This window comes from Synechococcus sp. HK05 (assembly GCF_019104765.1).
Taxonomy (GTDB): domain Bacteria; phylum Cyanobacteriota; class Cyanobacteriia; order PCC-6307; family Cyanobiaceae; genus Vulcanococcus.
In genome coordinates, this window is sequence record NZ_JAHRXJ010000011.1 from 302,840 (window position 1) to 326,264 (window position 23,425).

Genomic DNA, 23,425 nt, shown 5'->3' on the forward strand with positions numbered 1-23,425 from the left:
GGGTCGGCTCCGCTCAGCCGCTCTGGCCCTCGAGCAGCCGGCCCAGCTCCTCCGGTTTGCTGGCTTTCGCCATGGCCTCTTCGCGGCCCACGGCCCCATGCACCACGAGGTTGGCCAGGGCCCGCTCTAGGGTCTGCATGCCCTGTTGGCCGCCGGTCTGGATCTGGGAATAGAGCTGGGCGGTTTTGCCCTCGCGGATCAGGTTGGCGATGGCGGGGGTGTTGATCAGGATCTCCTGGGCCATCACCCGCCCGAACTGCCCGGGTTTGGGATTGAGCCGCTTGCAGAGGGTCTGGGAGAACACCCCCACCAGCGAGCTGCTCAGCTGCACCCGGATCTGGGTCTGCTGCTCGGCGGGGAACACATCCACCATTCGATCCACCGTTTGGGCGGCTGAGCTGGTGTGCAGGGTGCCGAACACCAGGTGCCCTGTTTCGGCGGCCGTGATCGCCAGCTGGATCGTTTCCAGATCGCGCATCTCCCCCACAAGGATCACGTCGGGGTCTTCGCGCAGGGCGGCGCGCAACGCGGCGGCGAAGCTGCGGGTGTCTTCCCCCAGCTGGCGCTGGTGGATCACGCTCTGCTCGTTGCGGTAGGTGAATTCGATCGGGTCCTCGATCGTGAGGATGTGCTCGGCGCGGCTGCGGTTGATGTGATCCAGCAGCGCCGCCAGGGTGGTGGTTTTGCCTGATCCCGTGGGCCCCGTCACCAGGATCAGGCCCCGGGGCCGGCGGCTGGTTTCCTCCACCACCGGCGGCAGCTCGAGGCTCTCCAGGCTGGGAATCGTGCTGCCCAGAGCCCGCAGGCAGGCGGCGTAGCTGCCCCGCTGGCGGTACACGTTCACCCGGAAGCGCGACACGCCCCGCAGGCCATAGGCGCAGTCGAGCTCCCAGGTTTGCTCCAGCTGTTTGCGCTGGGCGTTGTTGATCATCGAGAAGATCAGGCGGTTGCACTGGTCTTCGCTGAGCTTCTCCTCGCGCATCGGCCGCAGCGCCCCACTGAAGCGGCCGTAGGGGGGCTGGCCGGCGGCTAGGTGCAGATCGCTGCCGCCGCTTTCCACGAGCTCCTCCATCAGCTGCTCGATCTGGAGCTCCATGCCGGGCGGGATCAGTGCTCTTGTCAGTGTGGGTACTCCGGATCACGGCGGCAACGGCGCGGCCCTGCCGTGGGCCTGGGGTTAGGCGATGGCCCGTGGCGTGAGGCAGTAGGGGCACTCGAGCCACTCATCGCGCATGCCCGCGCCGCAACCGCTGCAGGTGATCGTGTGCAGGGCCTTGGCCCGCCGCTCCGATTCCAGGCTGGAATCCGTGAGGATCATTCGCTCGATCTCCTCAAGGGTGGTGTGGCCCTGGCGCACCAGATCGAGGCCGTAGCCGAGCAGGGTTTTCATACCGGCCTCGATGGCCAGCTTGCGGATCCGATCAGTGCTGGCTTGCTGGGCGATGGCGGTGGCCAGGGTTTCGTTGATGCGCAACACCTCGTACACACCCACCCGCCCCCGGTAGCCCAGGCCTTGGCAGGTGGGACACACCGCGTCGCCATCGCCCTGGTGGCGGCGGGCCTTGAAGAAGGTGATCGCCTGTTCATTGCTGGCGAACAGGCCGAAGCGCCCCAGCTCTTGCTCACTCGGGTGATAGGGCTGGCGGCAATCGGGGCACACCCGCCGCACCAGTCGCTGCGACACGATCCCCATCAGCGAGGCGCTCACCATGAACGGCTCCACCCCCATCTCCGCGAGGCGGGCGATGGCGCTGGGGGCGTCGTTGCAGTGGAGTGTGGTGAGCACGAGGTGGCCGGTGAGGGCGGCCTCAATGGCGGTTTTTGCGGTTTCCTGGTCGCGGGTTTCCCCCACCAGAAGCACGTCGGGGTCTTGGCGCATGAAGGCCCGCAGGGCCAGGGCGAAGTCGTAGCCCTTCTCCCGGTTCACCTGGGTCTGGGAGATGCCCTTGAGGGTGTACTCGATCGGGTCTTCCACCGTGGAGATGTTCACGCCCGGGTCGTTGCGCTCCGCCAGCAGCGAATAGAGCGTGGTGCTTTTGCCCGATCCTGTGGGCCCTGTCACCAACAGCATCCCGAAGGGTTTGCCGCCCATTTCGCGCACGCTGGCTAGGGCAACCGGGTCGGTGATCAGCTTGTCGAGCCCCAGGTGGGTGGCGCCGCTGTCGAGCAGACGCATGCACACCTTCTCGCCGTAGCGGGTGGGCAGGGTGCTGACGCGTAGGTCGAACAACTTGCCCTGGTAGCGGCGGCGGATGCGGCCGTCCTGGGGCAGGCGGCGTTCGGCGATGTCCAGGTCCGCCATGATTTTGAGGCGGGAGGTCACCGCAGGGGTGAGGTTCTTCGGCAGCTTGTCGAGCTGCTCGAGCACGCCGTCCTGGCGCAGGCGGATCACCAATCCATCGTCCTGAGGTTCCAGGTGGATGTCGCTGGCGCTGCGCTGCAGGGCCTGCACCAGGATCCGGTCCACCAGGCTCACCACCGGTGAGGCGTTGGAGGCCGACAGGCTGGCCTCCATATCCAGATCGTCGAAGGGGTCGCTGGGGCCGTCCTCCAGGGTCCCTTCCAGGGCCAGATCGTCCACCAGTGATGGCCCCGGGGCCGGACCTGTCTGTGCGGCCGGGGCACGTGCTGCGGTTGGCTTCGGCGGCGGCGCGGGTGCGCTGCTGGCGGCATCGAGGGCGCTCGCCAGCTCATCCGGCAGGGCCAGCCGCAGGCTGATCGGGATGGCGGCGGCTGCCGCCAGCTGCTCCAGGCTGAGGCGTTGTTCCGGTCCCCAATGGCTCGGGATGGCGATCACCATCTGCCCGTTCTGACGGGCCACCGGTAGGCAGCCCAGCTCGCGACAGCGCTCCCGCGAAAACACTTGGGCCCACTCCCAACGCTCGTCGCTAGCGGCGTTGAGCTCCTGGCGGCTCAGCACCGCTTCCCCCAGCAGCAGTTCCACCTCCAGGCGCTGTTGGGCGGGGCTGCTGGCGGCCGGCACCGGCCGGGTGGGGGTGACGGTCATCAGCGGCTTGGCACAGGAGGTGCGGGCTTCCGCCGCTTGTGGGGGGGAGCCCCTTCACACCAACATGTCTAGATCAGATCTCCGGTTCGGTCAGCATGAGCGGCGAAGCGACCCCCTTCCCCCAGGAATCCGCCGACACCCTCAACACCTCTGGTGAAGCCCCTGCAGAGGTGGCGGCAGAGCAGGCTCCTGCCCCTGAAGCAGCGGCTGAGGCTCCTTCAGCCAGCGCTGATCCTGAGCAGCGGGTACGTGAGCTGGAGGCGGAGCTCGAAGCGCTGAAGGCCGAACACGAAACGATGCGCAGCCAATACATGCGCATCGCCGCCGACTTCGACAACTTCCGCAAGCGCCAGAGCCGCGACCAGGACGACCTGCGCGTGCAGATCGCCTGCAGCACCTTGAGCGAAATCCTGCCGGTGGTGGACAACTTCGAGCGGGCCCGCCAGCAGCTCGAACCCCAGGCCGAGGAAGCGCAAACCATCCACCGCAGCTACCAGGGCCTCTACAAGCAGCTGGTGGATGTGTTCAAGCAGCTGGGCGTCTCGCCGATGCGGGTGGAGGGTGAACCCTTCGATCCCAACCTGCATGAGGCGGTGCTGCGTGAACCCAGCGAGGAGCACGTGGAAGACGTGGTGATCGCCGAGCTGCAGCGCGGCTACCACCTCAACGGCCGGGTGCTGCGTCACGCCCTGGTGAAGGTGTCGATGGGCCCTGGCCCCAGCGGCTCTGAGCCTGCCCCGGCTGACAGTGCGCCCGCCGAGCACGAGGCCTGATCGATGGCCGATTACTACGACCTGTTGGGGGTCGCCCGCGATTCCGACGCCGACACCCTCAAGCGGGCTTACCGGCGTCTGGCGCGTCAGTACCACCCGGATATCAATAAAGAACCCGGCGCTGAAGACAAGTTCAAGGAGATCGGCCGCGCCTACGAGGTGCTGAGCGATCCCCAGACCCGCGCGCGCTACGACCAGTTCGGTGAGGCGGGTTTGGGCGGCGGCGCCGGCATGCCCGACATGGGCGATATGGGCGGCTTCGCCGACCTGTTTGAAACCTTCTTCAGCGGCTTCGGTGGAGGCATGGGCGGCCCCGGCGCTGGGGGTGCCCGCCGCCGCGGTCCGCGTCAGGGCGATGACCTGCGCTTCGACCTCACCGTGAGCTTCAGCGAAGCGGTGTTTGGCAAGGAAAAGGAGATCCAGATCCGCCACCTGGAAACCTGCAACAGCTGCAGCGGCTCCGGTGCCAAGAGCGGCAGCGGTCCCACCAGCTGCGGCACCTGCGGCGGCGCCGGCCAGGTGCGCCGCGCCACCCGCACCCCCTTCGGCAGCTTCACCCAGGTGGCTCCCTGTCCCACCTGCGAGGGCAGCGGTCAGGTGATCGCCGATCCCTGCAACGCCTGTGGCGGCCAGGGCGTGCAACAGGTGCGCAAGAAGCTGCGCATCAACATCCCTGCCGGTGTTGATAGCGGCACCCGCCTGCGGGTGGCCAATGAAGGCAACGCCGGCCAGCGCGGTGGTCCGCCGGGGGATCTGTATGTGTTCCTCACGGTGCAATCGCATCCGCAGCTGCGGCGTGATGGCATCAACATCCACTCCGAGGTGGTGGTGAACTACCTCCAGGCGATCCTCGGCGACATGATCGAAGTGGAAACCGTGGATGGCCCCGAGCAGCTGGAGATCCCTGCCGGCACTCAGCCGGGGGCGGTGCTCACCCTCACCGGCAAAGGGGTGCCGAAGCTGGGCAATCCGGTGGCCCGCGGCAATCACCTGATCGCGATCAAGGTGCAGCTGCCCACCAAGCTCAACCGCGAGGAGAAGGAGCTGCTGGAGCAGCTCGCGGGCCACCACACCGCCAAGGGCCACAAGCACCCGCACAAGAGCGGTTTGTTCGGCGGCCTCTTCGGCTGAACCATCTGTGAGCGCCGCCAGCCCCGATCCAACAGCCGCGCCGGATCCAGCCGTTCAGCTCGATCTGCGCGGTACCCCCTGCCCGCTCAACTTCATCCGCAGCAAGCTGGCGCTGGAGAAACTCGAGCTGGGTGCCTGGTTGCAGGTGGAGCTCGATGCGGGCGAGCCCGAGCAGATGGTGGCCTCGGGGCTGCGGGAGGCGGGCCAGCATGTCCAGGTGGAATCCCTAGAGAGCGGCGCGGTGCGCCTGTTGATTCAGCGCCTTGGCTGAAGCGGCGCGGGTGATGGCTCTCGAGGCCAACTTCTGTCGCGTGCAGCTTGATCAACCCGGCCCTGGCGGCATCGAGCATCTGCTTTGCGTGCGCCGCACCCGCCTGGGCAAGACAGGCCAGCAGATCTGCGTGGGTGATCGTGTGCAGATCGATGGCATCGACTGGCCGGAAGGCCGCGGTGCCGTGGCGGCGCTCGAGCCCCGCAGCAGCTTGCTCGAGCGGCCGGCGGTGGCCAATTGCAGCCGGGTGGTGGTGGCGGTGGCCCTGGAGCAACCTCAGCTTGATCCCCTGCAGCTCACCCGTTTTCTGCTCACGGCCGAGCGCACGGGCGTGGCGGTGGAGCTGGTGCTCACCAAAGCCGATTTGCTCACAGCCGTGCAGCAGCAGGCCTGGCGCGAGCGGTTGGGCGGTTGGGGTTATGAGCCGCTGTTGGTGTCAGCGCAGCAGGGTGCGGGCATTGTTGAGCTGCGTGAGCGGCTCAGTGCACCTGGGATTGCTGTGCTGTGCGGTCCCTCAGGCGTGGGTAAGAGCAGCCTGCTGAATGCCCTGGTGCCGGAGCTTGCGCTGCGGGTGAGTGCCGTGTCGGGCCGGCTGCAGCGCGGCCGCCACACCACGCGCCACGTGGAGCTGTTCCGCCTGGCGGATGCCGCCTTGCTGGCTGATACACCTGGCTTCAACCGCCCCGACCTACCCCAGGAGCCGGCGGAGCTGGGCCCCCTGTTCCCCGAGATCCGCCAGCGCCTGGCGGATGGGGTTTGCCGGTTCAAGAATTGCCTGCACCAGGGTGATCCCGGTTGTGCCGTCGGCAACGACTGGGACCGCCATCCGCTGTATCTGAGCTGCCTGGAGGCGGTTCAGGCGCAGGCCGCCCGTGACCGCAACCGCAGCGCCGACACGGCTGGGTTTAAACAACGCGGCAGCCGCCGGGAGCCCTTGCTCGACCAGCGGCTGCGCCAGGTATCGCGCCGGCGGCAGCGCCAGAGCGAAGCCGACGAGGACGGGTGAGCCTCAGCCCAAGCCGGGCAGGTTGAGGTTGAGCCCGCCGGTGAGTTCTTCCATCCGCTGCTTCATCGTGCCGGTGGAGAGCTCGTAGGCCGCCTTGAGGGCATCGAGGGTGGCAGCTTCCGCGGCTGGGGCACCTTCGGCCAGCAGGGAGGGATCGAGGCGCACCTTCAGGGGTTGCTGGTTGCCGGAGAGCCACACGCTGGCGCGGCCGCAGCTGCTGGTGCCCTCCAGTTCCATGGCGTCAAGCTCCTCCTGGAGCTTGGCGGCGTCCTGCTGGATTTGCTGGGCCTTTTTGAAGGCCTCGGTGAGCTGGCCGAAGTTGGGGAGTCCGAAACCGGCCATCGCGGCGGCTGTGCAGTTGGGCGCAGGTTACGCGGTGCTGCGGGCGCTCCTAGGCCGCCAGGGCGACGCCCTCGAAGGGGCCCAGCCGCTTCACTTCGGTGTGGAGGCTGATGCCGTGGGCGGCCTGGATGCGCTGCTGTACGGCGGTGATCAGGTGATCGATTTCGGTGGCGGTGGCGGCGCCCGTGTTCACGATGAAGTTGGCGTGAATCGGCGACACCTGGGCACCTCCGATGCTCAGGCCCTTGAGCCCCAGGGCTTCGATCAGCTGGCCGGCCTTGTGAGGTTCGGGATTGCGGAACACGCTGCCGCAGCTGGGTTGCTGGTAGGGCTGGGTGCTGGTGCGGCTGTGCAGGTTGGCGCTGGTGCGGCGGCTGATCTCGGCGGGTTCGTGGCCGGCCTGCAGCCGGAAGCGGGCCGAGAGCACCACCAGCGGTTCGGCTTGCAGGCGGCTGTGGCGGTAGGCGAAGTCGAGCGCGCTGGCGGGTAGCGCGAAGGGGTGATCGGGCCGGTGGGGCTCGATCACGGTCACGCTCTCCAGCACCTCTGCTGTGCAGCCGCCTTGGGCACCAGCGTTCATCACGGCGGCACCGCCCACGGTGCCGGGGATGCCCACCGCCCACTCCAGGCCCGAGAGCCCGGCCCGGGCTGCCCGGCGCGCCAGGCTGGGGATCGGCTCGCCAGCCTGGGCTTCGATCAGGCCTGTGCTGGCTTCGATCACGGCTCCCTGCAGGTGCCGGTTGCAGAGGGTGAGGCCCTCGAGGCCGGCATCGCTCACCAGCAGGTTGGAGCCGGCGCCGATCACACGCGCCTCAAGCCCTTCGGCCTGGGCCCAGGCGAGCAACGCCTGGAGCTGGGCGCTGTTGTCGGGTTCGGCGAACCACTGGGCGGACCCTCCAACACGCCAGGTGGTGTAATCCGCCAGCCCCACAGAGCGGCGCAGGCCGAGTGGGGTCGGGGCCGTCATGCCGCTAGGGGAAACATGGCGAGGGGGTCTTCGCGATTCTGCAGGCGCCCCCAGAGCCCGTTCACATCGCCGGCGCCCATGGCCAGCACCAGATCGCCCGGCAAGCTGCGCTGGGCCACGGCATCAGCGAGCTCCTCAAGGCTGTCGGCCACCGTCACGGTTAGCTCCGGCCGCAGCCGCTGAATGGCGGCAGCGAGGGCATGGCTCGAGATGCCGGCGATCGGAGCTTCGCCCGCCGCATAGAGGGGAGCGAGCAGCACCTCATCGGCCTGGCCGAGGGCGTCGGCGAAGGGCTCGAGGAATTCGGCGGTGCGGCTGTAGCGATGGGGTTGGAACACGGCCAGCACCCGTTGGGGCACCTCCGGCAGGGGGCTGCGTCCGCTGCTCACCATCAACTGGGCCGTGGCGAGGGTGGCGCCCACCTCGCTGGGGTGATGGGCGTAGTCGTCGACCACTTGCCGCTCGGCCCAGGTGCCGCGGTAGTCGAAGCGGCGGCCGGGGGCTTGCAGGCTCTCCACGGCCTGGCGCAGTTCCGCAAACGACACGCCGTGCATCCGGCAGGCCGCCATGGCCGCTGTGGCATTGCTGAGGTTGTGCAGCCCAGGCAGCGGCAGGGTGAAGCGACCCACGCAGTGCCCCTGTTCGTAGAACTCGGCCAGGGTGCTGTCGCCGCTGAGCTCCACGGGGATGGCGGCGTAATCCACGCCCTCCGCATTGGTGGTGGACCACCAATGGCTGGCGTTGAACTGCTGGCTGAGGATCGGGCAGTCGCGATTGGCCAGCAGCTGCTCGCAGCCGCGGCCGAAGCGCTGCAGCGTGGCGATCAGGGCCCCCAGATCGGCGTAGTGATCGGTGTGATCCAGCTCGAGGTTGGTGATCACCCCCAGCCAGGCCTGGAATTTCACCAGGGTGCCGTCGGATTCATCGGCTTCGGCCACCAGCAGCGCGCCCTTGCCGTTGCGGCCGTTGCTGCCAAAGGCGGGCACCACACCGCCAATCACCGCGGTGGGGTCGTGGTCGGTGGCGTGCAGCAGGCTGGCGATCAGCGTGCTGGTGGTGGTTTTGCCGTGGCTGCCGGCCACAGCCACGGAGCTCTGGGCCGCGATCATGGCCGCGAGCACATCAGACCTGTGCGCGATCTCGAGCCCGGCCCGCCGCGCTTCCTGCAGTTCGGGATTGGTGGCGGGGACCGCCGAGCTCACTACCACCAGCGGTTGGGTGGAGGTGCCGCTGCGGATGGCGGCGATGGTGGTGGCGCTCTGTTCGCGGAACACGCGCACGCCGCGGCTGCGTAGGTCCTGCAGCACGGCGTTGTCGCGGGGGTCGGAGCCGCTCACCGCATAGCCCCGATCCGCCAGGATTCCTGCAATGGCCGACATGCCGATGCCGCCCACTCCAATGAAATGGAGGGGTTGACGGCGATCGAGCTGTTGGGCCAAGGGCGTCTCCAAGCCTGGGGTGACGGTAAGCCGGGAGGAAGTTCCCCTTGTCTGCCCGGATCGGTGTGTTTGAGAGGGATTTGAGAGGTTGGATCGCGGCGCTGAGAGCCATGTCCCCAGATGGGGACATCAATAGATCTCTGTATGATCGGCGGCCAAATCCCCCTTGCTAGCGGGCTTCCCCGCTCGATGCCATGACCATCAAGGTTGCGATCAATGGATTCGGCCGTATCGGTCGCAACTTCATGCGTTGCTGGCTCAGCCGTGGTGAGAACACCGGCATCGAGCTGGTGGGCATCAATGGTTCCGGTGACACCAACACCAACGCCCACCTGCTGAAGTACGACTCGATGCTGGGCCCTCTGCGCAACGCAGAGGTGACCACCACCGAAGACACGATCGTCGTGAACGGCAAGACGATCAAAACCTTCTACGACCGCAACCCCGCCAACCTCCCCTGGAAGGAGTGGGGCGTGGATCTGGTGATCGAGTCCACCGGCGTGTTCAACGATGACGTGGGCGCCAGCAAGCACTTCGAGGCCGGTGCCAAGAAAGTGATCCTCACCGCTCCTGGCAAGGGCGCCAAGGTGGGCACCTTCGTGGTGGGCGTGAACGCCGACCAATACCGCCACGAGGATTGGGACATCCTCTCCAACGCCAGCTGCACCACCAACTGCATGGCGCCGATCGTGAAAACGATCGACCAGGCCTTCGGCATCGTGAAAGGCACGATGACCACTACCCACAGCTACACGGGTGACCAGCGCATCCTCGATGCCGCTCACCGCGACCTGCGCCGCGCCCGCGCCGCCGCAGTGAACATCGTGCCCACCAGCACCGGCGCCGCCAAGGCTGTGGCTCTGGTGTACCCCGAGGTGAAGGGCAAGCTGAGCGGTATCGCTCTGCGCGTGCCCACCCCCAACGTGTCGGTGTGCGACATGGTGTTCGAGACCGGCCGCGACACCACCGCTGAGGAAGTGAATGCCGTGCTCAAGGCCGCGTCCGAGAACGGCATGAAGGGGATCATCAAGTACTGCGATCTGCCCCTGGTGTCGAGCGATCACGCCGGTACCGATGAGAGCACCATCGTTGACGCCGATCTCACCCTGGTGATGGGCGGCAACATGGTGAAGATCGTTTGCTGGTACGACAACGAGTGGGGCTACAGCCAGCGCGTGGTCGACCTCGCCGAGATCGTGGCCAAGAACTGGAAGTGAGTTCGGTTGCAGCCCCGGGCTAATCGGCCTGGGCTCATCCGCTTCAGCCGCCCCTTCAAGGGCGGCTTTTTCGTGCTTGGCTTGGGTGTGGGTTGGTAGCCACCCTGGTTGGCAACTCAGCGGAAATGCGTAAACCCTTGTTCCGCTGCCGCAAGCGCTTCGCCGCTCTCTTGCCAGCGCACCAGGCCGGGCTCTGCCTCTACAAGGCTGCCGATGCGGCTGGTGCCAGGTAAGGCCGCCAGCAGCGCCTCGGCCCAGCTGGGCGGCAGCGCCAGCACCAGCTCGAAATCTTCACCGCCCCCCAGGCACCAGTGCTCGCCGGCCGTGAGCTGAGCCAGTTCGGGCTCGATCGGCAGCTGGCTGCGCCCCAGCACAGCCCCGCAGCCACTGGTAGCGGCAATCGCCTTCACGGCGGCCGCCAGGCCATCGCTGCTGTCGGTGCCGCCCACGCGCCAGGGCCGGCCCGTTGGGCGGCTGCGGTGCAGGGCCTGCACCACATCCAGGCGCGGTTGGGGGCGGCGGTGGGCCTGGATCGCCCGTTGCTGCAGCTCTGGGCTCACCTGGGCGGCCTCCGGCTCATCCAGCAGCAGGGCCAGCCCCAGGCGGCTGAGGCCATGGGGGCCGCTGCTGATCAGCCAGTCGCCCGGGCGCCCGTCGCCCCGGCGGATCGCTGTGCCGTTGGCCACACGCCCCAGGGCTGTGATCGAGAGCAGCCGCTGGCTGCCGCTGCTGCAATCGCCGCCGAGCAGCTGGCCGCCGTAGCGCGTGAGCGCTGCCCTGAAGCCGTCGTAGACGCCCTCCACCCAGCTCCAGGGGGTCTCTCCTGGAGCCACCAGGGCCACCGTGATCCCCGCCACGCTGGTGCAGCCCATGGCGGCGAGATCGGAGAGGTTGGCGGCGGCAGCTCGCCAGCCCAGGTCTTGGGGTCCGATGGTGGCGTCGCTGAAGTGCACGCCCTCCACGAGCACATCGGTGTTCACCACCAGCTGGCGGCCGTCCTGCTCGTTCAGCAGGGCGGCGTCGTCATCAAATTGACCGGGCGGCGCATAGGCGGAGAGGCGCCGCAGCAGCTCCCACTCGCCCAGGTCGCGCAGGTGCACGGGATCAGGCGTGGGGCTTGAGATTGGCGGCCCCTTCAATCACCTTGGCGTTCACGATGCCGTCGTCGATGCCGAGCTCTTCAAGCACCTCGAAGCCATCCACCACGTAGCCAAAGGCGCTGTAGCGCCCATCCACCAGGTTGAGGCCGGCGGGGGTGAGCTCCGCTTCGTAGAGGAAGAAGAAGAACTGCGACGATCCGTCGTCGAGGGCGTGGTCGGAATGGGCCCAGCCCAGGGTGCCGAGGGTGGCGAAGGGCAGCACCGGTTGGGCGGTGAATTGGCCCAGATCCTCAAAGGTGGCGTTGTAGAAGGGCTCGGCTTCGCCAGGCACTTTGATCTCCAGCGGCACCGTGCGCTCGGCTTTGGTCTTCGGGTCGATGTAGCCGGTTTCCGGGCCCTTGGGATCGCCGGTTTGCAGCACGTAGAAGTCTTCGGCGCGGGTGAAAGGCAGGCCGTCATAGAAGCCCTTCTGCACCAGGTCCACGAAGGCGCCGGCGGTGAGCGGCGCGTTGTACCCGTCCACGATGGCCGTAAGGGTGCCCTGGGTGGTTTCGATCTCCACGGTGGCGCGGCCCAGGAGGCGGGGCAGGTCGGCGAACTCAGCGGGAATCTCGAAGGGGAAGTCGCCGACCAGCAGCGCTTCGAGCTGGCCGATCGTGCTCAGGGCCGAACGGCGAGCAGCCAGGAAGCTGTCGCGGTCGGTGGCCTCGGCGGCCGTGGCCACGGCCTGCAGCTGGGTATCGAGCTGATCAAGCAGGGCCGTGCCCTGGGCCTGATCGCTGCCGTTGAGGCTGTTGAGGATGGCCTGGCGGTTGCTGCTGAGCTGGGTCTGGCTGCGGCGCACGTTGCTGGTGAGCGCGCTCCAGCGTTTGGCCCGCAGGTCGTCGCTGGTGCTCTCCAGGCGGTGTTGCAGCTCCTGCAGATCCGGGGCATCGATCGGCAGGGCGTTGCGCAGGATCGCGGTGGGGTCCTTCACGGCATTGCCGGGGGGCAAAGCGGCGTTGGCCGGGGCGGCGCCGATGGGGCCCCACAGGCCCAGCAGCACCACCAAGGCCAGGAGCCAGCGCTTGAGATCCATGCTGCAGCCTCGTTTCTGCCCGGACTCTGGCACAGCCGTACAATCCGGCCTGACCCGTTCTGCCGGAATGATCTCAAGCAACGACTTTCGTACCGGCACAACGATTGAGCTCGATGGCCAGGTCTGGCGCGTTGTTGAATTCCTGCACGTGAAGCCTGGCAAGGGCTCTGCGTTCGTGCGCACCAAGCTCAAGGCGGTGCAGAGCGGCAACGTGGTGGAGAAAACCTTCCGCGCCGGCGAAACCGTGCCCCAGGCGCAGCTGGAGAAGGCTGTGCTCCAGCACACCTACATGGAAGGCGAGGACTACGTCTTCATGGATATGGCCACCTACGAGGAAACTCGCCTGACCGCCAAGCAGATCGGCGATCAGCGCAAGTACCTCAAGGAAGGCATGGAGGTGAACGTTGTGTATTGGAATGGCAAGCCGCTTGAGGTGGAGCTGCCCAACTCCGTGGTGCTCGAAATTACCGAAACCGACCCCGGCGTGAAGGGCGACACCGCCACCGGCGGCACCAAGCCCGCGATTGTGGAGACCGGCGCTCAGGTGATGGTGCCGCTGTTCCTGTCGATCGGCGAAAAGATCAAGATCGATACCCGCACCGATAGCTACCTCGGCCGCGAGAACTGATCGCCATGCAACTCGATCACAACCAACTGCGGGATCTGATCGCTCTGCTGGGCGAGAGCGACATCCAGGAGCTCAAGCTCGAAGGCGACGACTTCCGCCTGGAGCTGCGCCGCAACCTGCCCACGAGCCAGCCCCAAGTGATGATGCAGGCAGCACCGGCTTCCCTGCCGGCTCCGGTGGCAGCTGCCCCTGCCACGCCGTCGGCTGCACCGCCGGCTGCTCCTGCGGTCCGCGGCGACCTGGTGGAGATCACTGCTCCGATGGTGGCCACCTTCTACCGCGCACCTTCCCCTGGCGATCCGGCCTTCGTCGAGCTGGGTGCGCGCATCAACGTCGGTCAGACCGTCTGCATCCTCGAGGCGATGAAGCTCATGAACGAGCTGGAGTCGGAGGTGAGCGGCGAGGTGGTGGAAATCCTCGTGGAAAACGGCACACCTGTGGAGTTTGGGCAGGTGCTGATGCGCGTGAAGCCGGGCTAACCGAGCTCGAGCGCTGTCTCCAGGGCCGCCCGCATGCTGGCGGCCCTGGCAACCCCTTGGCCGGCGATGTCGAATCCTGTGCCGTGATCGGGGGAGGTTCGCAGAAACGGAAGCCCCAGGCTGGTGTTCACCGCCTGATCGAAGGCCAGCAGCTTCACGGGGATCAAGCCTTGGTCGTGATAAAGCGCCAGGTATCCATCGGCTGCCGTTGCTGGTTCGCCGCGCCAGGCCAAGCCCGCCTCAAGCCAGCAGGTGTCGGGTGGTAGTGGGCCGATCAGCTCGGCCTGCGGGTGTTGTTGCTGCCATTGCTCGAGGGCAGGAATCAGCCAGTCGCATTCCTCACGGCCCAGTTGGCCTGCTTCACCGGCGTGGGGATTGAGGCCAGCCACCACCAGCCGGGGTTGCGGCGCAAAGCGTTGGCAGAAGGCGAGCAACACATCCAGCTTGTGGTGAATGCATGCGGCGCTGAGCTGCTGCGGCACCGTCGCCAGGGGAATGTGGGTGGTGGCCAGCAGGGTGTTCAGCCGCCAACCGCTCTGGGGTGAGCGGGCGGTGAACAGCATTGAGGCCGCTGCCCCGCCGCAGAGCTCGGCCAGCCGTTCGGTCTGGCCTGGATACGTGTGGCCAGCGGCGTGCCAGGCGTGTTTGGCGATCGGTGCTGTCACCAAGGTGGTGCAGCGGCCGCTGTGCACCTGCTCCACCGCTGCGGTGAGCCATTGAAAGCTCGCGGCGCCGCTGGCCGCACCGGCTTGGCCCGGGGCCAGCGGGTGCTCCAGGGGCCGATCGAGCACCTCAAACGCAGCCGGATCGGCCAGGGGTGCGGTGCTGCAGGCCTGCAGCTGCTGATAGGTGCCCTCGAGCCAGCGGCGGCAACCCACCAGCAGCGGTGTGGGCTGATCGCTGGGCCAGTGCGCCAAGGCTTTGAGCGTGACTTCCGCGCCGATCCCGGCGGGATCACCCAAGGAAACCGCCAGGCGAGCCCGCTTAGCGTGCGTGGGGCTGGCTGAGTGGAGCATGCTGCGCTGGTTGATGTTGCTGCTGATCGCCTTCGGCCTGGTGAAAGGGGTGGAGAGCGGCTGGGTGGAGCTGCACTGGAACCGGTTGCTGCACGATGTGGGCGTGCCGTTCGTGCCGGATCCCGATCGTCCAGTTGAAGCCAGCCCCTCAACCTGATTCCATCACGACCGTGCTGCGTGCCTGTTCCTCCCGCAGGCTGGCGGCGAAGCCTTCTCGGTAGCTCGGGTAGCGCAGGCGATACCCAAGCTCGCTGCAGAGCAGGCGGTTGCTGACGCGCCGGTTATCGGCCCAGAAGCTCAAGGCCATCGGGCTCATCTCTGGGGCGATCGCCTCAAAGTGCCGCAGCTCTGGCAGCTTGCAGCCCAGCAGGTGGGCGGCGTAGCCCAGGGTTTCGCTGGAGGGGCAGGGGGCGTCGTCGCTCACATTGATCACCGAAGGCCGGCGCCCCTCCGGTTGATCGGCGGCATGCAGCAGGGCGCCCACGATGTCGTCGACATGGATGCGGCAGAACACCTGGCCCGGCTTGTGCACCAGCCGCGCTTGTCCGTTGCGCAGTTGCTCGAACGGACAACGCCCGGGCCCGTAGATCGCCGGTAGGCGGAAACTCTGCACCGGCAGGCCACTGCCGAGCCAGCGCTGCTCGCATTGCAGCCTGGCTTGGCTGCGGGGCAGCGTGGGCTGGGTGGGACTGTGTTCATCCACCCAGGCGCCCTGGCTGTCGCCATACACCCCCGTGGTGGAGAGATAGCCCAGCCAGCGCAGCGGTTGATGGCGCAGGGGTGTCAGCAGGTGCTCCAGGGCGGCATCGCTGCCGATGGCATCCGGTGGAAGGGTGATCAGCACGTGGCTGAGCTGCTCCGGTAGGGCCGGAATCGCTGCGGCGCCACTGTCGAAGTGCAGCCAGTGCAGCGTCTGTGCGGCTGGCTCCGCTTCGGCAACGGGTCGAGCTTGGCGGCGTGTGAGCCACACCTGCGCGCCGCGGGCCGCGGCGGCGCGGGCGAAGCGTTCGCCGCTGTAACCACCGCCCACCACCAGCACCCTGGCCCCCGGGTTGACAGCTCGGGGGGTCATGAGTACACCTGTATCACTGCTTGGGTTCGGCGATGACCGCTTCCTGTTTCTCTACTCCCCTGCCTGTGGCCCATGGCCTGCGTATGCGTCGGCCCCGCGTGCGTGCCCGGGGGCTGCTGTGGCCCGCCGTGGTGGCCATGGTGCTGGGTGCAGCGCTGCTGGCGCCCGAGCAGCCCCGCGCCCAGGCCGAGATCTGCGAGCGCCATAACGGTGCCGCTGCTTGTCGGATCTGGTGAGGCCTGGCGGGCTCAGGCGGCTTGCAGTCTTAGGCCGCCTGCGGGTTGAGGGGTGCTCTGGCGTGGGCTGGCCCACTGCAGCAGCCGCATCGCCAGCCGAAGGTCGCCATCGGTCCAGGCGCGAATCGCCATGGCGCGGCGCGGGTCATAGAACCGCTGGCGGCGATACCACTCGAAGGCGTCGGCGTCGCTCTTGCGCCCATTGCAGGCGAGGCAGGCCGGCACGCAGTTTTCGGTGGTGCTCAGGCCGCCACGGCTTTGCGGAAGCACGTGGTCGATCGATTCAGATGGTTTCCCGCAGTAAATGCAGGTTTTGTGAGTAAAAGAGTGGAGGTTTTGTCTCCAGCGTCGAACGCGAAGTTTGGGGCACAGATCTTCAAGGAAAACCGCATCCCTGGCGTGCATCCGATTGCCTCGGTTGGGCAGAGTTTGCCTGCGGTGGCTGGGATGTCAATGTGTCGAGCGATGCAGTTTTGGCTTTTGATGCCATGGCTTGCACGCCGCCCGTGCCTCTCTAGAATCCAATTCGCTGCGCGACACTGGGGCTCTGTCGTGGCGCCGCCGCTGGTGCTCAACGACAGTTGCCGTCGCTGTGTCCCTTGCCTGCTCCTCCTCAAGCGCCGCCCCGTTGTCTGATCCGTTTGGGGGCCTCTGGTTGCATAGAGGTGCAGCTGCCGTTTGATGCGGTCACCCAAGCGCAGTTGCGGGCGGTGCGGCCCCGGGGGCAGTGGCTGGCGCGCCGTGGCTGTTGGCAGTTCCCCCTTGAGGCGGCGGCGGTGCTGCGCGAACGCTTCGCTGGCCGTTTTGCTGTGGATCCGGCTTTGCAGCAGTGGTTCGCCTGGTTGGAGCAACCCCTGCCGCCCCTGCCGCCCCATCGCACGCTTGTGGAGGTTGCGGAGCTGCAGCAGCCTCTACCCGATGGACGGGTGTTGTTCGCCCATCAACGCGCCGCGGCGCGTTGGCTCCTGGCCCGTCGCGGTGCCGTGCTGGCCGATGCGATGGGGCTGGGCAAAACGCTCACGGCCTTGGCGGCAGCCCGAGCCATGGTGCGGGCGGCCGACTGTTGCATCGTGGTGGTGGCCCCGGCCGGCTTGCATCACCACTGGCTGCAGGAGGCCTCTGCGCTCCAGCTGCAGCTTGAGCTGCTCAGCTGGGCCCGCCTCCCGGATGGGCTGCCCCCAGCCGGCACAGTGCTGATTGCCGATGAGGCCCATTACGCCCAGAACCTGCAGGCCAGCCGCACCCAGGCGTTTCTGCGGTTGAGCCGGCATCCGCGGGTGCGGGCGGTGTGGCTGCTCAGCGGCACGCCCATGAAAAACGGCCGGCCGGTGCAGTTGTTCCCGTTGTTGGCCGCCATTGGTCATCCGCTGGCTGCGGATCAACGCGCTTTTGAAGAGCGCTACTGCCAGGGTCACTGGCTTGAGCGCGGCGGCAAGCGGCAGTGGCAGGCCATGGGGGCTACCCATCTCGAGGAATTGCAGCGGCTCACCCGGCCGCTGGTGCTGCATCGCCGTAAGCAGGATTGCCTGGATCTGCCGCCCAAGCAGCGGCTGCTGGTGCCCGTGCAGCTCAGCGAGGCTGAAGGGCGAGGCTTTCAGCACCGCCTTCAGCTCAAGGTGGATGACTACCGCCGCCGCGCTGAGGCCGGCTTGGTGCGCCGGGACGCCGAGGTGCTTGCGGTGTTCACGGCCCTGCGCCAGATCAGTGCGGACTACAAATTGCCGGCGGCCAGCGCCTTAGTGCAGCGTCTCCTGGGCCAGGGCGAGGCGGTGGTGGTGTTCACCGCCTTTGTGGCCGCCGCGGAGTTGTTGCACAGCCGGTTGGGGGGGGTGCTGCTCACGGGCCGGCAGCCGCCCAGTGAACGCCAGGCCATCGTGGATCGCTTTCAGGCCGGTGAGGCCAGCCTGTTGATTGCCACCTTTGGGGTGGGTGGTCTCGGGTTCACCCTGCACCGCGCCCGCCATGTGGTGCTGTTGGAGCGTCCTTGGACGCCCGGCGACGCTGAACAGGCCGAAGATCGTTGCCATCGCATCGGCATGCAGGGCAGCTTGCACAGCCATTGGCTGCAACTGGGCGTGGCTGATCAGATGGTCGACGACCTGCTCGCCAGCAAGGCGGCCCGGATCGAGCAGGTGCTCAGCCGGCGGACGCTGCCGGGGCTGGTGCGCCAGCTCCTGGAGCGTTGGTGAGCGTGCGGCAGCTCTGCGCCCGCAGCTGAATCTCCTCCACCAACAACGGATCCGACTGCTCTGTTTTGGGCAATTGTTTGAGCAGCCGTTCAGCCTCCAGGCTGTCGCGGCAGGCGGTCTGGTTATCGCCGGCCAGGCTGTGGAGCAACGCCCGTTCGTTGCGGGGTTGGGGCTGTTGCGGATGGGCCTCCACCACGCCATCACAGCGTTCGATCGCCCGTTTCAGGCGCTTGATCTCCACCTGCCGCAAACAGTCGCCCACGCCCGGCAGGGTGGTGGTGGGATCACCTGGGGCGCTGATGCAGCCCCCCAGCAGCACCAGGGCCAGGGCTGCAGCTGAACCCGATCCCACCCGGCTGATCGCCTTAATAGGCGTAGCGCTCGCTGCGGGTCGCTCCACCCTCGTTGCTGCTACCGCTGGCGGCTTCGCGCTGCTGCTGTTTCTGCTGCTGCTCCTGAGCTGCGCTCGCATAGAGATCACCGAGGTATCGGCCGCAGTCGGGGAAGGAGCCCGGGTTTTGCACCACAGCCTCCGTGATCATCACCGCCGCGTGCTCCGGCGAGGTTTTGAACAGGCTGGCGCTCTGGCGCTTGATCAGCGCATAGGCCGCCAGCCAGCTCACCTCATGGTTGTTGCCTGAATTGCGCATGAAGCAATACACCTGGGCACCTTTGCCGGCTGCACTCGAAGGGGTGTCGGCGGCTCGCGCGGCGGGCAGTGCGCCCACCATGCCCATGGCGGTTGCCGAGGTGATGGCCAGTGCCGGCACAACCCTGGCGAGTGTGAAGCGCAGCATGAATCGGTTCAGGCAGTGGGGCCCAAGGTATCGGGCGCCCGCGGCCTGATCCAGGGGTTGGCGGATGGTTCAGCCGGGTGGCGGCGGTGTGATGCCACTCGCCAGGAGCAGCCGCAGCATCACGGGCAACACCAGCAACACGGTGATCAGGCGCACCGCATGCAGCACCGCCACCGGTGCACCCACGCCCAGTTCATCGCCGGCCAGGCTCATGCCGCTGATTCCTCCTGGTGCTGCTCCCAACAGAGCCACCAGCGGGTCGAGGCCCAACAGCCGGCTGCAGCACACCCCCACCACCAATCCCGCCACCACCAAGCTCACCGTGATCAGCACAGCCGGTTTCCACAGCTGCTTTAGTTCGCCCAGGGCCGTGGCGCTCAGGCTGGTGCCGATCACCGTGCCGATCCCAATTTCCAAGGCGGTTCGGGTGCCGCTCGGCCAGCTGGCGGCGTCCAGTCGGCCGCTGAGGCTCACGAGGCCAGCTCCCAGCAGGGCGCCCGCCAGGGGTGCGGCGGGTATCCCCGTGCGCAGGGCGAGCAGCCCGCCCGCCAGGCCGGCCGCCAGATACGCCAGCAGCTGCAGGGGTGGACTCATGGCAGCCAGCCGCGGGAACGGATCAAGTCTGCTGGCTGCCTGTCGGGTTGTGTGTTGTGATCGGAGCCTCTCGTCTGAGCAGCATGGCCGCTGAATCGGTGTCCTTCCGGATCACACGATCCACCGAGGATCTGGCACAAACCGTGGCGGCCCTCTCCCAGCGGCTGGTGAAGCTGGAGCAGCGTTTGGCGGCACTGGAGCTCCAGATCGATCGGGTTGCGGCCGAACCGGAGCCCGATCCGGAGGATCTGCTACGCCTCGATCGCGTGGCCAGCCTCTTGGCCGATTGCCGCAACCTGCTGGACGACGACGCCCAAGCAGCCTGAGCAACGTCTTGGCAGCGGTGCCACAATGGAAAGAAAGCGAACCATGGCCTTCTCCAACAGCCATCGCACCGCTCCGGTTACCGCTTCTGGCAAGGCCCCGGCGTCGCCCGCCTGCCAAAACCGTGGCTACGCCGAGGGCGGCCACCAGCTGGAAAAACTGGAATTCGCCCTGGCGGTCGCGATCACGCGCGGCGATCAACCTCGGGTTGCCCAGCTGCGTGATCAGATCGATGCCTTGGGGGGCAACCGCGAAGAACCCGGCACCTGAGCGCCCAGTGCCCCAGCGGCGCTTGGCCCGTGTTCTGATTCCGTGATCGGTTGGAGCGTGGCGCCTGCACTTGTGCCACGCCCGGTAACATCGATCCACGCCAATGTCGACGCATGCAAGCGACTCGTCAGGCTCCGGCTCAGGCCGCTCGCCGCGAAGATCTGTTGAAAGAGGCGGGTAGCCATGCAGAAGCGGCGGAGCTAGCCGCTGCTTCCGGAGAGATAGAAACCGCTGCGCGGTTGATCCTGCAATCACTGGATTGCGAACGCCGCGCCGGCAGTGTTGGCCCTCAAGTGCTGCAGCTGATCAAGCCACGTCATTGATCCCGATCGGGCATCTCGGCATCAGCCTTGGCCCAAGTTTTTCAGTGGTTTCCTTGAAGCGGGTGACCGGGCTCGAACCGGCGACGTTCAGCTTGGGAAGCTGACATTCTACCACTGAATTACACCCGCAAAATCTGAAGCTCGTGCTCCAGATTGGTTGGCCAGTGTGTTGCGATTGCCCGCAACTTTGGCTGACCAACCTTAGCAACCAGCTCCTGGATCAGTTGGCTGCGGCTGGAGCTGTGCCCGTGCACTCAACAGCGGCCTGAAGCTCTTTGTGGGCGGCCACCACGCTGTCGGCCTGGGGTTTGAGGGTTTTGGCGGCTTCCTCGAGGGTGAGCTGCTTCTCCTTCGACACCTTCTTCAGCTCTTTGTTGAAGGCTTGCGCCTGCTTCTGGAATGCCTCCAGGCGTGCGGCTTCCAGGGTGACCTCGGCCTGCTTCAGGCCCTTGAGGGCGGTGCGCAATTGTTTGCCGGCGGCCTCCGCCTCACCCACGGTGGAGGTGGGCGTCAGGGCGGCGCTGGCTTCCAGGGCGCTGCCCACTTTCGCCAGCTGGTCGCACACATTCACGGTGGCCTGTTGCTCAGTCACCACCTTGTTCTTCTTTTTCTTTTCCACGGGGGAGCACGCCACCAGAGCCAGGCTCAGGCAGGCGGCTGCGACGGCAAGAGAGCGGCGCATTGGGAGGCAAAGCATGCACCCCGACCCTAGGCAGGGCGGCATGCTTTGCCCGCAGCCATGAGCCCCTGTGTCAGCTGGCCAGGGCTGCCGCACAGGCGGCGACGCCAGCACCGGCTGATCCTTTGTGCAGGCCCAGTTCCTGCAGGGTCGCTTCGATGGCGGCCACAGCGGTGAGCACGTCGCGATCGCAAACGAAGCCGAGGTGGCCGATGCGGAACACGTGGCCCTTGAGGTGATCCTGGCCGCCGGCCAGCAGGATGTCGAAGCGCTCCTTCACCTTCTTGCGCAGGCTCTCAGCGTCGATCCCATCCGGGGCCACGGCGGTGATGGCCGGGCTGCCGCAGCCCTCAGCCGCATAGAGGGGCAGGCCGATCGCCTTCATGCCGGCCTGGGCGGCGGCGCGGTGGCGGGCATGGCGGGCGAAGATCGCCTCAAGGCCTTCGGCTTGCATCATCTCCAGCGCCGCTTCCAGGGCGAAGTAGAGGTTGATCGCCGGGGTGAAGGGATTGCTGTCGGCGTGGGCCGATTTGCGGTACTTCGCCAGATCCAGATAGAACTTCGGCAGATCGGAGCGCTCGGCGGCAGCCCAGGCGCGATCGCTCATGGCCACGAAGGCCAGGCCTGGCGGCATCATGTAGCCCTTCTGAGAGCCGGAGCCGATCACATCGATGCCCCAGGCATCCATCGGCACGCTGCAGGCCCCCAGGCTGGTGACGCAGTCGGCGATGGTGAGGGCGGTGCCGTGGGCCTTCACGTGCATGGCGATCGTTTCCAGATCGTTGATCACCCCGGTGGAGGTTTCCGAGTGGGTGAGGATCACGGCCTTGATCGCCTTGGCGCTGTCGGCCTCGAGGGCACTGCGGAAGGCTTCGGGATCGAGGGGTTGGCCCCACTCGGCCTTGATCACCTGCACATCCAGGCCGTAGGCCTTGGCCACCTTCACCCAGCGCTCACCAAACTTGCCGTTGTCGCCGCAGAGCACCTTGTCGCCCTTGCTCAGCACATTGATGATTCCGGCTTCCATGGCGGCGGTGCCACTGCCGGTGATCACCAACACATCGTTCTTGGTCTGATGCAGCCATTGCAGCTGTTCTGTGGTGCGGCGCACGATCTTCTGGAAGTCGGCGCTGCGGTGACCGATGGGGTGCTTACCCATCGCTTGCAGGACGGTTTCCGGCACCGGGGTGGGGCCGGGGATCATGAGGGTGAGCTTGTCCTGCATGGAAACAGCGGGTGGGGCGAATCTGGAGGCGGCTGCGCTGCCCGATGCGGCGCAATCCACCACCTTAAAAAACAGCCTTCCGGCCTGCTGCAATGACTAGTTCCGGCTACACCCTGCCGGTGTGGGTGGCCGCTGCCGCCGTGGCAGCGGTGCAGCGCCTGCGCGGCGAGCCGCTCTCCAGCTCCGCCGCCCCCGAGGTGTTGCTGCAGTTGCAGCCGGATGCCGATGCTCCCGAGCCGCCGCTGGTGGCGGTGGCTGTTGAGGGCGCGGCTCTGCTGGGGCCGGATCGGGCCCTGGGGATCAGCCGCTGCGAGCCCGGTGACGGCCTGGATCTCACCCGTGGCCTGGCGGTGTGGGTGGAGGCCCGTTGGGCGGAGCTACTGCCGGGCGAGGCGTGGTTGCAGCTGAAGGCCGGTGAGGGTGTGGGGGTGTTGGCCGGCAGCGCTGCGTTGTGTCTTTCGGCGTTCGCGCGGGCGCTGCTCGCGTGCAACCTGCAGCCCCTGCTGCCGGATGGGTGTGGCCTGAGGCTGCGCATCACCCTGCCTGGGGGGCGGCAGCTGGCGCAGCGCACCAGCAATGAGGCCTTCGGTGTGGTGGATGGTTTGGCTCTGATCGGCACGCAGGCGGCGGTGCAGCGCAGCGCCGATCCCGATCAGCTGGCCCGCGCCCGCGCTGAACTGGTGCGCCGGGCCGCGGATCCCGCCCTCGCTACCGAGCTGGTGCTGGTGATCGGTGAAAACGGGCTGGATCTGGCCCCCAGCCTCGGCTTGCCAGCCCCTTGGCTGCTGAAAGCCGGCAACTGGATCGGCCCGCTGATGGTGGCGGCGGCGGAGCAGGGGGTGGAGCGCCTGCTGCTGTTTGGCTACCAGGGCAAGTTGATCAAGCTCGCCGGCGGCATCTTCCACACCCACCACCACCTGGCCGATGGTCGTTTGGAGGTGCTCACCACCCAGGCGGCGCTGCTGGGGTTGCCTCTGGAGCAGCTGCAGCGCCTGGCGCGGGCCGCCAGCGTGGATGAGGCGCTGCGCGATCTGGCGGCGGCTGATGCAGCGGCGGCTCGGGCCCTGCAGCAGCAGCTGGCGGCTGCCATCGAGGAGCGCAGTGCCGCCTACGTGGCCCGGCACGGCCAGCGCGGTCTACGCATCGGGGCGGTGTTGTTCGATCGCGCGCGGCGCCTCTGCGCCCAGGGGCCCTGCGGAGCCGAGTTGCTGCAGGCCTTCAGGGCCCGAGATCTAGGGTGAAGGGATTGCCCGGGCCGCAGC

General features: G+C 67.2%; 29 protein-coding genes and 1 tRNA gene. 14 read left to right on the forward strand and 16 right to left on the reverse strand.

Features of this window, described 5'->3' with window-relative positions:
* Positions 1–13: 13 nt before the first annotated feature.
* The gene (locus KUL97_RS10900; protein ID WP_217796997.1) at positions 14–1,096 is read right to left on the reverse strand and encodes a type IV pilus twitching motility protein PilT; all 1,083 of its coding nucleotides are present in this window, start codon (positions 1,094–1,096) and stop codon (positions 14–16) included.
* A gap of 81 nt (positions 1,097–1,177) precedes the next feature.
* Complete coding sequence (locus KUL97_RS10905; protein WP_217796998.1) at positions 1,178–3,007, reverse strand: GspE/PulE family protein; 1,830 nt, start codon at positions 3,005–3,007, stop codon at positions 1,178–1,180.
* 95 nt (positions 3,008–3,102) lie between these two features.
* Between KUL97_RS10905 and grpE the strand changes: the two genes are divergently transcribed.
* The 4 genes from grpE to rsgA are packed head-to-tail and all read left to right on the forward strand — an operon-like array spanning position 3,103 to position 6,188.
* Positions 3,103–3,780 carry a nucleotide exchange factor GrpE gene (grpE, locus tag KUL97_RS10910; protein WP_217796999.1) on the forward strand — a complete coding sequence of 226 codons (678 nt, stop codon included), beginning with the start codon at positions 3,103–3,105 and terminating at the stop codon, positions 3,778–3,780.
* A 3-nt stretch (positions 3,781–3,783) separates the two neighbouring features.
* Entirely contained in the window at positions 3,784–4,911 is a 1,128-nt protein-coding gene (gene dnaJ, locus KUL97_RS10915; RefSeq protein WP_217797000.1) for a molecular chaperone DnaJ, read from the forward strand.
* Between the two features lie 7 nt (positions 4,912–4,918).
* Positions 4,919–5,182 (forward strand): sulfurtransferase TusA family protein, encoded by a 264-nt coding sequence (locus KUL97_RS10920; RefSeq protein WP_217797001.1) that lies wholly within the window; start codon positions 4,919–4,921, stop codon positions 5,180–5,182.
* 13 nt (positions 5,183–5,195) lie between these two features.
* Positions 5,196–6,188, forward strand: coding sequence for a ribosome small subunit-dependent GTPase A (gene rsgA, locus KUL97_RS10925; protein WP_217797002.1), 993 nt, complete (start codon positions 5,196–5,198; stop codon positions 6,186–6,188).
* Between the two features lie 3 nt (positions 6,189–6,191).
* On the opposite strand, the gene KUL97_RS10930 is transcribed toward rsgA, so the two are convergent.
* Genes KUL97_RS10930 through murC form a run of 3 tightly spaced genes read right to left on the reverse strand, consistent with a single transcriptional unit; the run spans position 6,192 to position 8,936 of the window.
* Positions 6,192–6,530 (reverse strand): YbaB/EbfC family nucleoid-associated protein, encoded by a 339-nt coding sequence (locus KUL97_RS10930; RefSeq protein WP_217797003.1) that lies wholly within the window; start codon positions 6,528–6,530, stop codon positions 6,192–6,194.
* A 49-nt stretch (positions 6,531–6,579) separates the two neighbouring features.
* On the reverse strand, positions 6,580–7,497 hold the full coding sequence (gene murB, locus KUL97_RS10935; protein ID WP_217797004.1) for a UDP-N-acetylmuramate dehydrogenase: 918 nt from the start codon (positions 7,495–7,497) through the stop codon (positions 6,580–6,582).
* Positions 7,494–8,936, reverse strand: a complete 1,443-nt coding sequence (murC, locus tag KUL97_RS10940; protein WP_217797005.1) for a UDP-N-acetylmuramate--L-alanine ligase — start codon at positions 8,934–8,936, stop codon at positions 7,494–7,496. Before murC ends, murB begins: the two co-directional genes overlap by 4 nt.
* Before the next feature lie 194 nt (positions 8,937–9,130).
* Between murC and gap the strand changes: the two genes are divergently transcribed.
* The gene (gene gap, locus KUL97_RS10945) at positions 9,131–10,153 is read left to right on the forward strand and encodes a type I glyceraldehyde-3-phosphate dehydrogenase (RefSeq protein WP_217797006.1); all 1,023 of its coding nucleotides are present in this window, start codon (positions 9,131–9,133) and stop codon (positions 10,151–10,153) included.
* 116 nt (positions 10,154–10,269) lie between these two features.
* On the opposite strand, the gene thiL is transcribed toward gap, so the two are convergent.
* On the reverse strand, positions 10,270–11,253 hold the full coding sequence (gene thiL / locus KUL97_RS10950) for a thiamine-phosphate kinase (RefSeq protein WP_217797007.1): 984 nt from the start codon (positions 11,251–11,253) through the stop codon (positions 10,270–10,272).
* A gap of 4 nt (positions 11,254–11,257) precedes the next feature.
* Entirely contained in the window at positions 11,258–12,331 is a 1,074-nt protein-coding gene (locus tag KUL97_RS10955) for a peptidylprolyl isomerase (RefSeq protein ID WP_217797008.1), read from the reverse strand.
* Positions 12,332–12,398: 67 nt separating this feature from the next.
* On the opposite strand from KUL97_RS10955, the gene efp reads away from it, so the two are divergent.
* Entirely contained in the window at positions 12,399–12,959 is a 561-nt protein-coding gene (gene efp, locus KUL97_RS10960) for an elongation factor P (protein ID WP_217797009.1), read from the forward strand.
* A gap of 5 nt (positions 12,960–12,964) precedes the next feature.
* Entirely contained in the window at positions 12,965–13,438 is a 474-nt protein-coding gene (accB, locus tag KUL97_RS10965; RefSeq protein WP_217797010.1) for an acetyl-CoA carboxylase biotin carboxyl carrier protein, read from the forward strand.
* Here accB and pdxA read toward each other — a convergent pair.
* The gene (pdxA, locus tag KUL97_RS10970) at positions 13,435–14,454 is read right to left on the reverse strand and encodes a 4-hydroxythreonine-4-phosphate dehydrogenase PdxA (protein WP_217797011.1); all 1,020 of its coding nucleotides are present in this window, start codon (positions 14,452–14,454) and stop codon (positions 13,435–13,437) included. The two genes, accB and pdxA, sit on opposite strands and share 4 nt — an antisense overlap.
* Here pdxA and KUL97_RS10975 point away from each other — a divergent pair.
* Positions 14,453–14,611: a hypothetical protein gene (locus tag KUL97_RS10975; RefSeq protein ID WP_217797012.1), complete on the forward strand. Its 159-nt coding sequence runs from the start codon at positions 14,453–14,455 to the stop codon at positions 14,609–14,611. The genes pdxA and KUL97_RS10975 overlap by 2 nt on opposite strands.
* Here the strand turns inward: KUL97_RS10975 and KUL97_RS10980 are convergent.
* Entirely contained in the window at positions 14,603–15,526 is a 924-nt protein-coding gene (locus tag KUL97_RS10980) for an NAD-dependent epimerase/dehydratase family protein (RefSeq protein WP_217797013.1), read from the reverse strand. The two genes, KUL97_RS10975 and KUL97_RS10980, sit on opposite strands and share 9 nt — an antisense overlap.
* Positions 15,527–15,558: 32 nt before the next feature.
* Between KUL97_RS10980 and KUL97_RS10985 the strand changes: the two genes are divergently transcribed.
* Positions 15,559–15,762 carry a hypothetical protein gene (locus KUL97_RS10985; RefSeq protein WP_217797351.1) on the forward strand — a complete coding sequence of 68 codons (204 nt, stop codon included), beginning with the start codon at positions 15,559–15,561 and terminating at the stop codon, positions 15,760–15,762.
* A gap of 12 nt (positions 15,763–15,774) precedes the next feature.
* Here the strand turns inward: KUL97_RS10985 and KUL97_RS10990 are convergent, their stop codons facing one another.
* On the reverse strand, positions 15,775–16,167 hold the full coding sequence (locus tag KUL97_RS10990) for an HNH endonuclease (protein ID WP_217797014.1): 393 nt from the start codon (positions 16,165–16,167) through the stop codon (positions 15,775–15,777).
* A gap of 230 nt (positions 16,168–16,397) precedes the next feature.
* On the opposite strand from KUL97_RS10990, the gene KUL97_RS10995 reads away from it, so the two are divergent.
* A complete protein-coding gene (locus KUL97_RS10995) occupies positions 16,398–17,951 on the forward strand; it encodes a DEAD/DEAH box helicase (RefSeq protein WP_217797313.1) in 1,554 nt (517 codons plus the stop codon).
* Here KUL97_RS10995 and KUL97_RS11000 read toward each other — a convergent pair.
* The 3 genes from KUL97_RS11000 to KUL97_RS11010 all read right to left on the reverse strand — a co-directional run bounded on the left by KUL97_RS11000 (position 17,899) and on the right by KUL97_RS11010 (position 19,351).
* Positions 17,899–18,303, reverse strand: coding sequence for a hypothetical protein (locus KUL97_RS11000; RefSeq protein ID WP_217797015.1), 405 nt, complete (start codon positions 18,301–18,303; stop codon positions 17,899–17,901). The two genes, KUL97_RS10995 and KUL97_RS11000, sit on opposite strands and share 53 nt — an antisense overlap.
* 13 nt (positions 18,304–18,316) lie before the next feature.
* Positions 18,317–18,682 carry a DUF6554 family protein gene (locus tag KUL97_RS11005; RefSeq protein WP_254896484.1) on the reverse strand — a complete coding sequence of 122 codons (366 nt, stop codon included), beginning with the start codon at positions 18,680–18,682 and terminating at the stop codon, positions 18,317–18,319.
* 135 nt (positions 18,683–18,817) lie between these two features.
* Positions 18,818–19,351 (reverse strand): AbrB family transcriptional regulator, encoded by a 534-nt coding sequence (locus KUL97_RS11010; protein ID WP_303246134.1) that lies wholly within the window; start codon positions 19,349–19,351, stop codon positions 18,818–18,820.
* A gap of 74 nt (positions 19,352–19,425) precedes the next feature.
* Here KUL97_RS11010 and KUL97_RS11015 point away from each other — a divergent pair, with 74 nt between their 5' ends.
* The 3 genes from KUL97_RS11015 (at position 19,426) to KUL97_RS11025 (ending at position 20,259) form a co-directional block, all read left to right on the forward strand.
* Positions 19,426–19,668 (forward strand): hypothetical protein, encoded by a 243-nt coding sequence (locus tag KUL97_RS11015; protein ID WP_217797017.1) that lies wholly within the window; start codon positions 19,426–19,428, stop codon positions 19,666–19,668.
* A 43-nt stretch (positions 19,669–19,711) separates the two neighbouring features.
* Positions 19,712–19,936, forward strand: a complete 225-nt coding sequence (locus KUL97_RS11020; protein ID WP_217797018.1) for a hypothetical protein — start codon at positions 19,712–19,714, stop codon at positions 19,934–19,936.
* Between the two features lie 113 nt (positions 19,937–20,049).
* Entirely contained in the window at positions 20,050–20,259 is a 210-nt protein-coding gene (locus KUL97_RS11025; RefSeq protein ID WP_217797352.1) for a hypothetical protein, read from the forward strand.
* Between the two features lie 57 nt (positions 20,260–20,316).
* On the opposite strand, the gene KUL97_RS11030 is transcribed toward KUL97_RS11025, so the two are convergent.
* The 3 genes from KUL97_RS11030 to KUL97_RS11040 form a co-directional block, all read right to left on the reverse strand.
* Positions 20,317–20,388: transfer RNA gene (locus KUL97_RS11030), tRNA-Gly, on the reverse strand.
* Between the two features lie 91 nt (positions 20,389–20,479).
* On the reverse strand, positions 20,480–20,941 hold the full coding sequence (locus KUL97_RS11035; RefSeq protein ID WP_217797019.1) for a hypothetical protein: 462 nt from the start codon (positions 20,939–20,941) through the stop codon (positions 20,480–20,482).
* 70 nt (positions 20,942–21,011) lie between these two features.
* Positions 21,012–22,163 (reverse strand): alanine--glyoxylate aminotransferase family protein, encoded by a 1,152-nt coding sequence (locus tag KUL97_RS11040; protein WP_217797020.1) that lies wholly within the window; start codon positions 22,161–22,163, stop codon positions 21,012–21,014.
* Between the two features lie 92 nt (positions 22,164–22,255).
* Between KUL97_RS11040 and cbiD the strand changes: the two genes are divergently transcribed.
* Positions 22,256–23,404: a cobalt-precorrin-5B (C(1))-methyltransferase CbiD gene (gene cbiD, locus KUL97_RS11045; protein ID WP_217797021.1), complete on the forward strand. Its 1,149-nt coding sequence runs from the start codon at positions 22,256–22,258 to the stop codon at positions 23,402–23,404.
* The last annotated feature ends 21 nt before the right edge of the window (positions 23,405–23,425 follow it).